The following is a 14432-nucleotide window of genomic DNA, read 5'->3' as shown; positions in this document are numbered from 1 at the left end:
AGGCTCCCGTGGAGGGGTTCGGCGTTGTCATGGCCGCCAGTGTGCTATCGGCCCGCGGAATGAGGCTTGAGTAGGATCAAGGCAGGCGGTACTTCTCTTCGCGGTATGCCCAGCTTGCCCACAGCGCGTGCGCCAGCGCCTCCTCGGTCAAGGCCGGGTCCGCAGGCTCGACCGGCGCGTACGTTTCATCCTGCCCCACCGGCGCCGCCTTGTAGCTGAACTGCCGGGGCGCCTTGGCGGGCTCCAGCACCAGCAGCTGATCGCCCTCCAGATAACCGAAGTTGTCCGCGTACTGCATCATCGCGCGGTCGGGATCGCGCTGCGTCAGGTCCACGCCCAGCATGGGATTCACATTGTCCAGGCCGATCAACGACAGCAGCGTCGGGGCCATGTCGATCTGGCTGACCAGGCGATCGTCCTGCCGCGGCGCGATGCCCGCGCCCAGGATCAGCGCGGGGATCTGAAAATGCCGCACCGGCACGGGAATGGACCCGTACACGCGCGAATCGTGGTCGGCAATGACGAGGAAAACCGTGTTGTCCCAATACGGCGCCTTGCGCGCCTTCTCAAAGAACTGGCCCAGCGCCCAGTCTGCATAGCGCACCGTGTTGTCCACCGTGGCCGGATCGCCCACGGGCTGGATGCGCCCGGACGGATATTCCCAGGGCGAATGGTTGGTCACCGAGAACGCCAGCGTGAACACCGGCTTGTCGCCATCGGCGCGCAGCAGGCGGTCGACCTGATTGAACATGTCTTCGTCCGAGGCGCCCCACGATCCTTCGAACACGGGGTCGACGAACTTGGGCCGGTCCACGATCTCGTCAAAGCCGTTGCCCAGGAAGAAGGCGCGCATGTTGTCGAAGTGGGACTCGCCGCCGTACACGAAGCGCGAGTGATAGCCATGCTTGCCCAGCAACTGCGCCAGCGTGAAAAAGCCTGTCTGCGAACGCGGCAGCTTGACCACGGCGTCGGCCACGCTGGGCAAGAAGCCCGCCGTCACGGCTTCGATGCCGCGCACCGAGCGCGTGCCGGTGGCGTAGGCGCGGTGGAACATCCAGCCTTCCTTGCCCAACCGGTCGATGTTCGGGGTGAGGTCGCGCCCGCCCAGGCTGCCCACGTACTGCGCGCCCAGGCTTTCCTGCAGGATGATCACCACGTTCAGCGGCTTGTCCCGCCGCACGGTCGCCTTCTGTTCATGCAGGCTGGGCAGCTTGGGGTCCATGGGCGCGCCGGTCATGCCGGCCTTCTCGCGCACGATGGCGTTCATCTCGTCCACGGCCATCTTGGGATACATCGCGGCCGACGAGCGCTCGTCCCGCATGCGGTACGCCGCATCGAACACGCTGTACAACGAATTGAGCGCCAGCGCGTTCACCATGGCGTCCGAGCTGAACGCCACCTTGGCCGGATTGATGGGGCGGTGTTCCAGCGTGCCGCGCGCGCCCAGGAACACCAGCGCCAGAATCACGAAGGACGCGATGGGCCGCTTCCACCACGCCATGAAGGAATCGCGCGAGCGCGTCGGGAAGAACTTGACCGCCAGCCACGCCGCAAGGACCAGCACCACGAACGCGGCAAGCAGCACGCCCTTGTAGCCCTGCCACAGCATCGAGCCCACTTCCTTCGGATTGAGCAGGTAGATGAAGTAGAGGCGGTTGGGCCGCGTGTCGTATTCGGCGATGAACTGCGGGGTCGATACCTCCAGCAGCACATATAGCATCCACCAGACGCGGAACCACCAGGCGGTGATGCGCACGGCAAGCGGGCGGTGACCGAACCACGGCGAAAACACCGCCGGCAGCGCGATCACCATCGACAAGAGACACACGTCGATGCGCAGTCCGCCAAAGAGAAGCGGGCCGAGGCCTCCGGCCGCTTCGACGCGGTCCCACATCCAGAAGGCCAGCCCCAAGCGCGACAGCGTCAGGAGCGCCAGGATGGCGATGATGAATCGAAGAGTCAGGCGACGCATGCCAGCCCCTCGCGCGCGTGGGGCAGTGCCTGCCCCCATGAAGAATGCGTACTGCCGTGTGTGCCGCGCAAAACCATGCCGTTTCGATGATCAAAAAAATAACCGCGCCAAGAGTAACGCGGTTTTGGATTTATCGACGGCGGCCCGTACCGTTCAAACGTTGTACGACATCACACTTGCAGAAACCAAGGCCACGAGCGCTACTGCGCCCGGCGCAGGCGCTCGCGGCTGTTGCTCAGGTGTGTGCGCATGGCCGCGCGGGCGGCCTCGGGGTCCTGCCGCGTGATCGCGCTGTAGATGTCTTCGTGCTCGAGGTTCACGCGCGCCAGATAGGCCGCGCGGTCTTCGTGGGCAAACTTGGCCGAGTTGATGCGGGTGCGGGGAATGATGGCGGACCCCAGATGCGCCATGAGGTCCGCGAAGTAGCGATTGTCGGTGGACTGGGCCACCAGCAGATGGAACTGGAAATCCGGCGTGATGGTGTCGCCGCCGCTGTCCAGCGCCAGCTTGAAGGCATCGAGCGCCCGCCGCATCGCCTGCAACTGGTCTTCGCTGCGGCGGATGGCCGCCAGGCCCGCGGCCTCACTTTCCAGGCAGATACGCAGTTCCAGCAGGACCAGCACGTCGCGCACGGTGGCGATGTCAGCCGGGTCCACGCGGAAATCGCCGCCCCCGCTCGGTTCCAGCGCATACGTGCCCACACCGTGATGCGTTTCAACAAGGCCCGAGGCCTGCAACCGCGACAGCGCCTCGCGCACGACCGTGCGGCTGACGCCGAACTGACGCATGATGGCCGATTCGGTGGGAAGCTTGTCGCCGGGACGGATTTCGCCGCTGCGGATGCGTTCGGAAATGTTCTCGACCAGGCCTTGCGCCAGGTTGCGGGGACGACGCTGCGGCAGGACAGGGGTATCGACAGGAGCGTTCATCAGGGATTATCCGAAGACGGTTGCGCAGCGCTTGACGCTGGAAAATGGCGATCATTATACTTCGCGACAGTTGTACGATAACGTACCAGACAAGTCCACTCCACCGCGCCATTCACAGAGCGTTGCGTCATGAGCCGAGCTGTCAGCAACATGCCTGCATCTTCCCGGTGTCATCGTTTGTTATTGACCGGCGCCGCCGGCAACCTGGGCCTTGTACTGCGTCCCCGATTGAAAGCCCATGCGGACATCCTGCGCGTGTCGGACGTGGCCGCCATGGCGCCCGCGCAGCCGGGCGAGGAAGTCATCCCCTGCAACCTGGCCGACGCCGCCGCCGTGTCGGAACTGGTGCGCGGAGTGGATGCCATCGTGCATCTGGGCGGCGTCTCGGTGGAACGCCCGTTCGAGGAAATCCTTCCCGCCAACATCCAGGGCGTCTACAACGTCTACGAGGCCGCCCGCCTGCATGGCGTGCAGCGCGTGGTGTTCGCCAGTTCCAACCACGTCATCGGCTTCTACGAGCAGGGCCAGGTGCTGGACGCAAACGTGCCCCTGCGGCCCGACGGCTATTACGGCCTGAGCAAGGCCTACGGCGAAAACCTCTCCCGCTTCTATTTCGACCGCTACGGCATCCAGACCGTGTGCCTGCGCATCGGTTCGTCGTTTCCCGAACCCAAGGACCGGCGCATGCTGGTCACCTGGCTCAGCCATGACGACCTGACCGACCTCGTCGTCCGCGCCCTGTTCACGCCGGACGTCGGCCACCTCATTGTGTATGGCGCATCGGCCAACCGCGACAGCTGGTGGGACAACAGCGGCGCGGCGGTGCTGGGCTTTGCGCCCAAGGATTCATCGGAACCCTTCCGCGCAAAGGTCGAAGCGCAGCCCGCGCTGGCCGCGGACGACCCCGCTGCGCGGTATCAAGGCGGCGCCTTCGTCAAGGCCGGCCCCTTCCCTTTCCCGAACGCCTGAAGCCTCCCATGTCCACCACCGCCGAACGTCTGGGAACTGTGTTGTGCGGCGTCGGAGAAAGCCCAATCTGGCGCCGGGCCGACCAGGCGTTCTACTGGACCGACATTCCCGGCAAGACCCTTTGGCGCTGGACGCCGGAGACCGGCGCATTCGCGCAGTGGGCGCTGCCGCAGATGGCGGGCAGCATCGCCATGCGGGGAGACGGCTGGCTGCTGGCGATGGAAGATGGCTTTTATGCTTGCGACGCACTGCGTGAAGGCCAGGCCTGCGCTGCGCGCCCGCTCGCACCCGTTGCCCATGCCGCGCCCGGCATGCGGTTCAACGACGGCCGCTGCGACCGGCAAGGCCGGTTTCTGGCGGGCACCATGGTCATGGACATGGCCCTGGCCTCGCCCGCCGGCGCGCTGTACCGGCATGACGCGCGCGGCGTGACCGTCCTGCTCGACGGCCTGATCGTGCCCAATGGACTGGCGTTCAGCCCGCAGGGCCGGACGATGTACCTGTCCGACTCGCACCCGTCGCGCGCCACCGTGTGGGCGTTCGACTACGACACCGAGACGGGTGTGCCGTCCAACCGCCGCGTCTTCATTGACGCCCTGCCCGCCGGCCGTCCCGACGGCGCCGCGGTGGACGCGGCGGGCTGCTACTGGATTTGCGGCAACGACGCCGGCAAGGTGTATCGCTACACCCCCGACGGCCGGCTGGACCGCACCCTGGACGTGCCCGCCGCCAAGGTCGCCATGTGCGCCTTCGGCGGCTCCCGCATGGACACGCTTTTCGTGACGTCGATCCGCCCGGGCAATGCCGCGCCCGGCGCGCTGGACGGCGCCGTGTTCGCCCTGCACCCCGGCGTGCAGGGTCTGGAGGAAACCGCCAGCGCCGGTTAGCACCCGACGGGCGCGCCCCTTTGCGCCCACCCCGAGCAGGTCAGTGCATATCAAAGAGCTTCGGGGCCGTCCCGGCCCTCAACGAAACGCCGTACCCCATCCGGAGGTAGACATGCTGCACCCTCACCTGAGCCGCGCCGTTCTGGCCGCGGCCGCCTTGCTGACGCTGATTCCCGCCACTCACGCCGCCGAGCTGCGCTCCGCGGACATCCATCCCGACGACTACCCCACTGTGCAGGCCGTGCGCCACTTCGGCGATCTGGTCAAGCAACGGACCAACGGCCGCATCACCGTGAAGGTGTTCTCTGGCGGCGCGCTTGGCAACGAAGACGATTCGATCGAACAGGTGAAACTGGGCGCGCTGGCCATGGCCCGCGTGTCGAGCGCGGCGATGCACAACATCTGCCAGACCACCCGCGTGCCGTCGCTGCCGTTCCTGTTCCGTTCCAAGGAGCATCTGCACAAGGTGCTGGACAGCGAGATCGGCGATCAGATCCTGCGCTCGTGCGAGGGAGCCGGCTTTGTGGGCCTGGCCTGGTACGACAGCGGTTCGCGCTCGATGTACACGACCAAGAAGCCGATCAAGACGCTGGCCGACGCCAAAGGCCTGAAGATCCGCGTGCAGCAGTCGGACCTGTCCGTGGCGATGGTCGAGGCGATGGGCGGCAACGCCACGCCGATGCCGATGGGCGAGGTGTACACGTCGCTCAAGACCGGGCTGGTCGATGCGGCCGAGAACAACTTCCCCAGCTACGAAAGCGCGCATCACTACGAGGTCGCCAAGTTCTATTCGCTGACCGAGCACACGATGACGCCCGAGATCCTGATCTTCTCCAAGCGCCAGTGGGACAAGCTGCCGCCCGACGACCAGAAGATCCTGCGCGAAGCGGCGCGCGAATCGGTGCCTTACATGCGCAAGCTGTGGGACGAGCGCGAGCAGAAGTCGCGCGCGGTGGTCGAGAAGGCGGGCTCGCAGATCTCGCAGGTCGACAAGCCCTCGTTCCAGGGCGCGATGAAGCCGGTGTACGAACGCTTCGTCACCACGCCTGAAATGAAGGACCTGGTCGCCAAGATCCAGGCCGTGCAGTGAGGACATCATGTTGGCCACACCCACGAATGAACCAGATGTCGCCGCGGGGGGCCGGGAAGAAGCCCTGGCTGCCCCGCTGGATGCCTACTCCCGCGCCTGCGCCCGATTGGCGCGGATCTGCATGTGGACGAGCGTATTCGGGCTGATCTGCCTGATCGCCGCCGTCTCGCTGCAGATCTTCGGCCGCCACGTGCTGAACAGCACGCCGACCTGGGCGGAAAGCCTGGCGCTCCTGCTGGTGCTGTACGTCACCATGCTGGGCGCGGCGGTTGGCGTGCGCGACGCCGGGCATATCGGCTTCGAGTCCCTGCTCGATGCCCTGCCCCCCGCCGGGCAACGGCGGCTGCGCATTTTCATCCATCTGCTCGTCCTGCTGTTCGGCGTGCTGATGGCCTGGAACTGCGGCGTGCTGGCCGAATCCGTCGCGGCCTACAAGATTCCCAACCTGGGCATCTCCAACGCGTGGAAGTACGTTCCTGCAACCCTGTCGGGCACCTTGATCGCGCTCTTTTCCGTCGAGCACATCATCGCGATCCTGCGCAACCAGAAGGTGGTACCGGCATGGCGCTGACACTGCTGTCCTTCACCTTCATGGGGTTCCTCGTGATCGGCGTGCCGGTGGCCTTCGCCATCGGCCTGTCGTCCATCACGGCCATCATGTACGAAGACCTGCCGCTGGCAGTGGCCTTCCAGCAGATGACCTCGGGCATGAACGCGTTTTCGTTCCTGGCCATCCCCTTCTTCATCTTCACCGGCGAACTGATGCTGTACGGCGGCATTGCCGACCGCATCGTGGCGTTCGCCAAGTCGCTGGTAGGCCATGTGCGCGGCGGCCTGGGCATGTCCAACGTGGTGGCCTGCACGCTGTTCGGCGGGGTGTCGGGATCGCCCGTGGCGGACGTGTCGGCGATGGGGTCGGTGATGATCCCGATGATGAAGCGCGAGGGTTATCACGCCGACTACGCGGTAAACGTCACCACCCACGCGGCGCTGGTGGGCGCGCTGATGCCGACCAGCCACAACATCATCATCTACACGCTGGCCGCGGGCGGCAAGGTATCCATCGCGGCGCTGATCGCGGCAGGCGTCGTGCCCGCCCTGATCCTGACCGCGTGCAACCTTGCGGCCGCCTACTTCGTGGCGCGCAGCCGGGGCTATCCGGCAGGCACCTTCCCGGGCTGGCACATCGTGTTCCGCTCGCTGGTGGCCGCGGCGCCGGGGCTGTTCGTGGTGGTGCTGATCATCGCGGGCATCCTGAGCGGCGTCTTCACCGCGACGGAATCCGCGGCGGTGGCGGTGCTGTATGCGCTGGCGCTGACGATCTTCGTCTACCGCTCGCTGACGTGGGATCAGTTCGTCCGCGCGGCCAGCAAGGCGGTGAAGACCACGGGCGTGGTGCTGCTGCTGATCGGCATCTCCGCCACGTTCGGCTACCTGATCAGCTTCTATGGCGTGGCCGAAAAGACCGGGCAGCTGATGGCGTCGATTTCGACGGAGCCGTGGGCCATCTTCCTGATGGTCAACATCATCCTGTTCGTGCTGGGCACGTTCCTGGACATGGCCGCCACCATCCTGATCTGCACGCCGATCTTCCTGCCGATCTGCATGCAGTACGGCATGGGGCCCGTGCAGTTCGGGATGGTGCTGCTGCTGAATTGCGCGCTGGGGCTGAACACGCCGCCGGTGGGCACCACGCAGTTCGTGGGATGCGCCATCGGCGGGGTGTCGGTGGGAACGGTGATGCGCACCATCTGGCCGTTCTACGGCGCGTTGCTGGCCGCGCTGGCGCTGGTGACCTACGTGCCGGCGTTCTCGCTGTGGCTGCCGGGCGTGCTGCTCAACTGACGCGCGGCGCGCGGGACGGGCCGTGCGCGGTCCGTCCCACGATCACCGGATAGAAGAAGATGGCGGCCAGCAGCCACATCAGGGTGGCGGACCACAGTGTCTGGCTGAGAAAGTGCGCGCCCTGCAGGATGCGCACGACGGAAAAGCCCACGCCCGCCGCCACCCCGATCGCCAGCCCGCTCCAGCGCCACGCAGGCCGGCCCAGCGCCCATCCCGCGAAGTACAGGCTGAGCAGCGCGTAGCCTGCGCCCGCATGGCCGCTGGGCAAGGCGCCGCCGGCGCGCGCACGCGCCCAGGTCCACCAGTGCACCGGATACGGCGTGTAGCCGCCCAGCGTCTCCAGATCGTAGGGACGCGGCAGCGTCGTGTGATGCTTGAGCTGGTTGATGAGCACTTGCCCGGTCAGGCATGATGCCGCCACGGCGATCGCCGCGCCGCGCCAGCGGCGCCATGCCGGGATGCGGTAGCTGGCGGCGGCGATGCCGGCCGCGGCCAGGCCCACGCCGATCGGCAGGGCGAGCACGATGCGGTGCCCCAGCAACTCCAGCCACCGGCTGCCGTGCAGCGGAAAATCGTCGATCACCGGATCAAAGAGCGCACGCGCGATGTACATGTCCAGCCCCGACTCCTTGGCCCACCACGCCAGGCAGGCAAGCAGCAGCGTCACGGCCCCGACATGGGTGAGCAGGTAAAAGGCTCTCGTCGGCGCGTGCGGCGCCGGCAGTAATGGGGACGGCATGATCGGGATTTTCCGGACGGTTCGGGCCTGCGCACTTTACGCGGCCGACAGTCGAAAATTCGTCAAATTCGCGTGGTAGGCGCTGCCATCTCGGCCTGCCGGAATCGCAACAGAAAGCGGGTGCCGCGCGCAGGCCCCTCTTGCGAGGACTCGACCGTGAGCGACCAGCCCTGCATGTCGCATACGCGCTTGGCGATCGCCAGTCCCAACCCGCGCGCCGCCTCGTGGCTGCCCGCCGCGCCCGAATCGCGCATGCGGCCGCTGAAATACCGGCGGAACAGGAATGGCAGGTCGCTGGCGGCGATGCCCTTGCCGTCGTCGCGCAGTTCCAGCCCGCCCTGCGCATCCAGCGACGCGGTCAGCGTGGCCGGCGCGGCGTGCTCGATGGCGTTGCGCACGAGGTTGCGCAGGACGGTCAGCAGGGCGTAGCGGTCCAGCGACAGCACCTGGCTGGCCGGAATCTGGTTGTCGAAGCGCAGGTCTGCCAGCGCGGCTTGGGCGGCGTAGCCGCGCCAGGCGTCTTCCATGCAGGCGGCAATGTCGACGGGCTCCGGCTCGCGCAACTGGTCGCGCGCCATCGCGCGCGCGCTTTCCAGGCTGACGATCACGTGGTCCACGTTGTCGACCACGCGCGTCAGGCGCTGCTGCTGGTCCGGCGTCAGCGCCTGCGTCAGCAGCATGAGCTCGCTATCGGACCGGATCGCCGCCAGCGGCGTACGCACTTCGTGGCTGAGATTGCCGGCGAACTCCCGTTCGCGGGCGATCGACCGGTCGACCTGGCCCTGCACGCGGTTGAAGGCCTCGATGAGCCGCCCGGCCTCGTCGTCGCGCGTGACTGCCATGTCGGGCGACCCGGGCGCCCATGTCGACAGCCGGTCCGTCAGATCCAGCAGCGGCCCGACCGCCACTGCCGCCACGCGGCGCGACAGCGCGTAGGCCAACACCACGCACAGCGCGCCCACGCCCAGCACGATCAGGCCGAAGTCGTGCACCCGCTCTTCGTTGTCGGTGGCGTCGTACAGCAGATACACCTTGCCGCGGTCGGTCTCGGCCACCATCACGTGCCACGTGTACGCGCCCGGTTCGATGAGGTGCAGTCCGTTCTCCAGCGACAGCAGCTCGGGCGGCATGCCGACGGGCGGCTGGTCGTCCACGCTGAGCCACGCGCGCATGGACCCGCCCAGTTCACGCGGGCCGCGACGCGGCAGGAACTCGTCGCTGCTGCGCGCATGCTGGACCAGGCGATCCATTTCGGTGTTGAGGATGTCGTTGACCAGATCGTCTTCCATCTGGTCGAACGTCAGGTAGGCCAGCAGGGCAAGCGCCGTGACAAACAGCGCCACCGCGCCCGTCAGCGCCCAGACGACGCGCTGGGTCAAGGTGCCGGAGGCGGCGCGGCTCATGATGCGGCGCCGGGCAAAGCCAGGCGCCAACCCGTGCCGTGCACGGTCTCGATGCCGTCAAAGCCCGCGTCGGCCAGCGCGCGGCGCAAGAGGTGCACCTGGCTGCGCAGCGCATCGGACGAGGGAGGCTCGTTGCCCCACAACACGGATTCGAGTTCCTCGCGCGTGACCACGCGGCCCGGATCGCGCAGCAGCACTTCGATGATGAGACTTGCCTTGCGGGTCAGGTGGACCGGCACGCCGCTGACCGACACGACACGGCTGCGCGCGTCGAACTGAAGCGGGCCGAACGTGCGCTCGGCGTCCACCGTCGACCCTTTGGCGCGCTGGATCAGCGCCAGCAGCCGGGCCTCGACCTCGAGCAGCGCGAACGGCTTGGTCAGGTAGTCGTCGGCGCCGTGCGAAAAGCCCGCCAGCTTGTCTTCGAGACTGTCGCGCGCGGTCAGCATCAGCACCGGCACGGCCAGCCGCCGTTCCGTGCGCATGGCATGCAGCACGGCGTTGCCGTCCATGCCGGGCAGGCCGATGTCCAGCAGCACGGCGTCAAAGCGTTGCGCCTGCAACTGCTGCAAGGCGGCGGGTCCGCTGTAGGCCACGTCGGGAAGAAAGCCGCGCGCCTCCAGGAAGCTGTACAGGTTGCCGGCGATGATGTGGTCGTCTTCGACGATCAGCACCCGGTGATTCGCGCCCGCTGCGGGAGGGGTTGCCATGTTCTGCGATCCTGGCCGCGTTACGTGGAAAGCACCTTGCCGGGGTTCATGAGCCCCTGCGGATCCAGCGCGCGCTTGATCCGGCGCATCAGCGCAAGTTCCACGGGATTCTTGTAGCGCGGCAGCTCGTCGCGCTTGAGCTGGCCCACGCCGTGTTCGGCGCTGATGGAACCCTTGTGCGCGTGCACGCTGTCATGCACCACGCCGTAGATCTCGCCCTGCAACGCCAGCAGCTCGGCTTCGCTCTGCCCCGGCGCGTGCGCCACGTTGTAGTGCAGGTTGCCGTCGCCCAGATGGCCGAAGATCACATGGCGCACGCCCGGAAAGCGCGCCTGCAGCAAGGCGTTGGTCTTGTGCACGAATCCGGCGATGGACGAAATGGGAATGGAGACGTCATGCTTGACCGACTTGCCCAGCTCCGCTTCGGCCAGCGGGATGCTTTCGCGCAGGTGCCACAGCGCCTTGCTCTGCGAGACGTTCGCGGCGATGGCGGCGTCGTTCACCAGGCCCGCCTCGATGGCCTCGCCCAGCACGGCCTCGAAACGCTCGCGGGCGTGGGTTTCGCTCTCGCTGTCGGACAGCTCCAGCAGCGCGAACCACGGCGAGTCCGCCGATTCGCCTTCGAAGGGCAGGCGCTGCTGCGGAAAGAGGCGCACCACGCCTTGCAGGCAGGCGCCGCTCATGAGTTCGAAACCGGTCAGCGAGGCGCCGAACCCCGCGCGGGCGCGCGACAGGACTTCCACGGCGTTATCGATGCTGTCCAGCGTCAACAGCGCCGTGCACGACGCCACCGGGCGCGGGTACAGCTTGAGGGTGGCAGCGGTGATGATGCCCAGCGTGCCTTCGCTGCCGATGTACAGGTCGCGAAGGTCGTAGCCGGTGTTGTCCTTGCGCAGGCCGCGCAGGCCGTCCCAGATCTCGCCTTCGGCGGTCACGACCTCCAGGCCCAGCGTGAGATCGCGCGTGTTGCCATAGCGCAGCACCTGCGTGCCGCCGGCGTTGGTGGCCAGGTTGCCGCCGATGGTGCAGCTGCCTTCGGCCGCCAGGCTCAGCGGGAACAGGCGGTTCGCGGCCGCCGCGGCCTCTTGCACGGCCTGCAGGATGCACCCGGCCTCCACGGTGATGGTGTCGTTGTCGGTGTCCAGCGCGCGCACGGCGGTGAGCCGGGCGGTGGACAGGACGATCGCAGTGCCGGAATCGTCCGGCGTGGCGCCGCCGCACAGGCCCGTGTTGCCGCCTTGCGGCACCACCGGCACGCCATGCTGGGCGCACACCTTGATGGCGGCCGCCACGTCGGCGGTAGAGCCGGGGCGGATCACCGCCAGCGCCGCGCCGCGATAGCGGCGGCGCCAATCCAGCACATAGGAATCCGCGTCCGCGCCCGTCAGCACGTGGGAGTCGCCCAGGAGGGCCTGTAGATCGCTCAGCAATGTCATGGATACCGCACTTGAAGTCGGCCCGGCCGCTGGGGCCGGGCGCAGTTCATCGGATGTGCGGACTATTGTAGGGGCTGGACGGCGCCCGCCGAAGCCCCGCTTAGCCGGGCGGTCAGCCGACCGCCTGATCCAGCCGCGTGCCCGTCATGCCCGAGCAGAAGGCGCGGGAGGCAATGCGCTCCATCAGGAAGGCGCGGTCCACGCCGGCGGGGCCGGGCAGTTCGGACAAGGCGCGATAGGCGCGGCGCAGGACCTCGCCGCGGGTAGCGCCGCAGACCATCAAATGGGTGCACGGCAGGCGGCGGTCGCCGCAACCGTCGATGCGCACTTCCAGCACGTGCGGCGCAATGGGATCGTGTTCGGCAAGCGGCATGTCGTGCCCGCGGGCCTGCGTCTGGGCGTCGATGACACGGAAGACGTCACTGCGGTCGTCCAGCGAAAACGACACGGTGCCGGCGGCCTGCCAGCCGCGGTCGCGCGCCACGCTGGCGGCCACCGTGCGCAACGCGCTTTCGATCGAGGCCGCCAGATGCGGCGCGGGGCACTCCGCAATGAGGACGCGCGCGTCGCGCCAGACGCTGCCTTCCCAGGCACGGCCGGTGGCCAATTCGCCTGTCGCGGCGGCAGACACGTGGATATCAAGCCGGCGCTCGCGGCCCGCGGCCGGGCCGGCAAAGTCCGTGGGCGGTCCCCGCCTGCTTGTGGCGCCGCCCGATGACATGACTGTGGATACTTTGGCGCCCATGGCCCCTCCTGGTCTTTCTGCTTGCCCGGCAAGCGTATCACCTTCGGATGACGAGCAACTTTTGTGCCATGCGCGGCAGCCCGGGAGCGGGCCTTTGCGCCCGCCGCCGTGCACCGCAAACAGGCGGCGGCGCGCCGGGCGCCGCACCACGGCGGGGCAGGCTGCACCGGGTAAATGCCCTACTCCGCCCGAAGGATGAAGCCCCCCGCGCCGATGGGGGATAATCCAACTTTGACCCCTGCCATAGCGGCTTGGATGTACGGGTTTACCATTACCCGGCAGCCGCCGCGCTGTCCCCCTCAACAAGGAACCGTCGTGGGCAACAATACACAATTTCCGGCCTCTGTTTTCAAGGCATATGACATTCGCGGCACCGTGCCGGACCTGATCGACGCAACCTTTGCCCGTTCGCTCGGCGTGGCGCTTGCCGCCCGCGCCCGCGAGCAGGGCGTGCAGACGCTGGTGGTCGGGCGCGACGGCCGCCTCAGCAGCGACATGCTGTCGCTGGCCCTGCAGGAAGGCATGCTGGAAGGCGGCGTCGACACGCTGGACATTGGCATGGTGCCCACGCCGCTCGTCTACTTTGCCGCGAACATCATGCAGACCGGCTCGGGCGTGGCCATTACCGGCAGCCACAATCCCCCCAAGTACAACGGATTCAAGATGATGATGGGCGGCCGCGCGCTGTTTGGCGACGACGTCCAGCAGCTGGCGCAGACCATGAACGGGCAAGCCCTGGCCCCCGCCCCCGAACCCGGCACGCGCCGCCAGCTCGATCTGGCGCAGACCTACATCGCGCGCGTGGCCTCGGGCATCAAACTGGCGCGTCCCATGAAGATCGCCATCGATTGCGGCAACGGCGTGGCCGGCGCAGTGGCGCCGCAGCTCTTTCGCGCGCTGGGCTGCGAGGTCGACGAACTGTTCTGCGACGTGGACGGCAACTTTCCCAACCATCACCCCGATCCGGCCGAACCCAAGAACCTGCAGGACCTGATCAAGCACGTCGCCGAGACCGATTGCGAACTTGGCCTGGCCTTCGACGGCGACGGCGACCGCCTGGGCGTGGTCACCAAATCCGGCCAGATCATCTGGCCCGACCGCCAGCTCGTCCTCTTTGCCCGCGACGTGCTCGAGCGCAATCCCGGCGCGACCATCATCTATGACGTCAAGTGCAGCCGCCACGTGGGCCTGTCGGTCGAGGCCGCCGGCGGCGCCGCGCTGATGTGGAAGACGGGCCATTCGCTGGTCAAGGCCAAGCTGGCCGAAACCGGCGCGCCGCTGGCCGGCGAAATGAGCGGCCACATCTTCTTCAAGGAACGCTGGTACGGGTTTGACGACGGTCTGTACACCGGCGCCCGCCTGCTGGAAATCGTGTCGCGCGCAGCCGACGCCTGCGCCCCGCTGGACGCCCTGCCGCAAGACGTGTCCACGCCGGAGCTCAAGCTGGAAATGGAAGAAGGCCAGCCGTTCACGCTGGTCAAGTCCTTGCAGGAGCAGGGCCAATTTCCCGACGCCAAGCGCGTGATCACGATCGACGGCGTGCGTGCCGAGTACGCCGACGGCTTCGGTCTGGCGCGGCCGTCCAACACCACACCGGTCGTCGTGCTGCGATTCGAGGCGCAAAGCGAAGCGGCCCTCGCGCGCATCCAGGCCGACTTCCGCCGCGAACTGGGCAAGCTCGCCCCGAACGCCACACTGCCTTTCTGA

Annotated in this window: 13 protein-coding genes; 6 read left to right on the top strand and 7 right to left on the bottom strand. The window is 67.4% G+C overall.

The window, feature by feature from the left end; all coding sequences use genetic code 11:
* Positions 1 to 76 precede the first annotated feature (76 nt).
* The gene (locus KVT32_RS11360; protein ID WP_217618217.1) at positions 77 to 1972 is read right to left on the bottom strand and encodes an LTA synthase family protein; all 1896 of its coding nucleotides are present in this window, start codon (positions 1970 to 1972) and stop codon (positions 77 to 79) included.
* A 200-nt stretch (positions 1973 to 2172) separates the two neighbouring features.
* Positions 2173 to 2901 (bottom strand): FadR/GntR family transcriptional regulator, encoded by a 729-nt coding sequence (locus KVT32_RS11355; RefSeq protein ID WP_056325338.1) that lies wholly within the window; start codon positions 2899 to 2901, stop codon positions 2173 to 2175.
* 150 nt (positions 2902 to 3051) lie between these two features.
* Between KVT32_RS11355 and KVT32_RS11350 the strand changes: the two genes are divergently transcribed.
* From KVT32_RS11350 to KVT32_RS11330, 5 genes are all read left to right on the top strand, one after another.
* Positions 3052 to 3870 (top strand): NAD-dependent epimerase/dehydratase family protein, encoded by an 819-nt coding sequence (locus KVT32_RS11350; protein ID WP_371825580.1) that lies wholly within the window; start codon positions 3052 to 3054, stop codon positions 3868 to 3870.
* An 8-nt stretch (positions 3871 to 3878) separates the two neighbouring features.
* Positions 3879 to 4757: an SMP-30/gluconolactonase/LRE family protein gene (locus tag KVT32_RS11345; RefSeq protein ID WP_217618215.1), complete on the top strand. Its 879-nt coding sequence runs from the start codon at positions 3879 to 3881 to the stop codon at positions 4755 to 4757.
* Between the two features lie 112 nt (positions 4758 to 4869).
* The gene (locus KVT32_RS11340; RefSeq protein ID WP_056325330.1) at positions 4870 to 5847 is read left to right on the top strand and encodes a TRAP transporter substrate-binding protein; all 978 of its coding nucleotides are present in this window, start codon (positions 4870 to 4872) and stop codon (positions 5845 to 5847) included.
* Positions 5848 to 5854: 7 nt separating this feature from the next.
* The gene (locus tag KVT32_RS11335; RefSeq protein WP_217618214.1) at positions 5855 to 6418 is read left to right on the top strand and encodes a TRAP transporter small permease; all 564 of its coding nucleotides are present in this window, start codon (positions 5855 to 5857) and stop codon (positions 6416 to 6418) included.
* Complete coding sequence (locus KVT32_RS11330) at positions 6409 to 7692, top strand: TRAP transporter large permease (RefSeq protein ID WP_056325325.1); 1284 nt, start codon at positions 6409 to 6411, stop codon at positions 7690 to 7692. Before KVT32_RS11335 ends, KVT32_RS11330 begins: the two co-directional genes overlap by 10 nt.
* Here the strand turns inward: KVT32_RS11330 and KVT32_RS11325 are convergent.
* From KVT32_RS11325 to KVT32_RS11305, 5 genes are all read right to left on the bottom strand, one after another.
* The gene (locus KVT32_RS11325; protein ID WP_175156087.1) at positions 7685 to 8431 is read right to left on the bottom strand and encodes a phosphatase PAP2 family protein; all 747 of its coding nucleotides are present in this window, start codon (positions 8429 to 8431) and stop codon (positions 7685 to 7687) included. The two genes, KVT32_RS11330 and KVT32_RS11325, sit on opposite strands and share 8 nt — an antisense overlap.
* Before the next feature lie 62 nt (positions 8432 to 8493).
* The gene (locus KVT32_RS11320; protein WP_217618213.1) at positions 8494 to 9834 is read right to left on the bottom strand and encodes a HAMP domain-containing sensor histidine kinase; all 1341 of its coding nucleotides are present in this window, start codon (positions 9832 to 9834) and stop codon (positions 8494 to 8496) included.
* Positions 9831 to 10544, bottom strand: a complete 714-nt coding sequence (locus KVT32_RS11315) for a response regulator transcription factor (RefSeq protein WP_142053178.1) — start codon at positions 10542 to 10544, stop codon at positions 9831 to 9833. Before KVT32_RS11315 ends, KVT32_RS11320 begins: the two co-directional genes overlap by 4 nt.
* 20 nt (positions 10545 to 10564) lie before the next feature.
* Positions 10565 to 11980, bottom strand: a complete 1416-nt coding sequence (locus KVT32_RS11310; RefSeq protein ID WP_217618212.1) for an FAD-binding oxidoreductase — start codon at positions 11978 to 11980, stop codon at positions 10565 to 10567.
* A gap of 112 nt (positions 11981 to 12092) precedes the next feature.
* On the bottom strand, positions 12093 to 12725 hold the full coding sequence (locus KVT32_RS11305; protein ID WP_217618211.1) for a BPTD_3102 family carboxylase-like protein: 633 nt from the start codon (positions 12723 to 12725) through the stop codon (positions 12093 to 12095).
* 315 nt (positions 12726 to 13040) lie between these two features.
* Here KVT32_RS11305 and KVT32_RS11300 point away from each other — a divergent pair, with 315 nt between their 5' ends.
* The gene (locus KVT32_RS11300; protein WP_217618210.1) at positions 13041 to 14432 is read left to right on the top strand and encodes a phosphomannomutase/phosphoglucomutase; all 1392 of its coding nucleotides are present in this window, start codon (positions 13041 to 13043) and stop codon (positions 14430 to 14432) included.

This window comes from Achromobacter sp. GbtcB20 (assembly GCF_019091095.1).
GTDB classification, from domain to species: Bacteria; Pseudomonadota; Gammaproteobacteria; order Burkholderiales; family Burkholderiaceae_B; genus Achromobacter; species Achromobacter mucicolens.
This window is presented reverse-complemented; position numbering and strand designations above follow the sequence as displayed.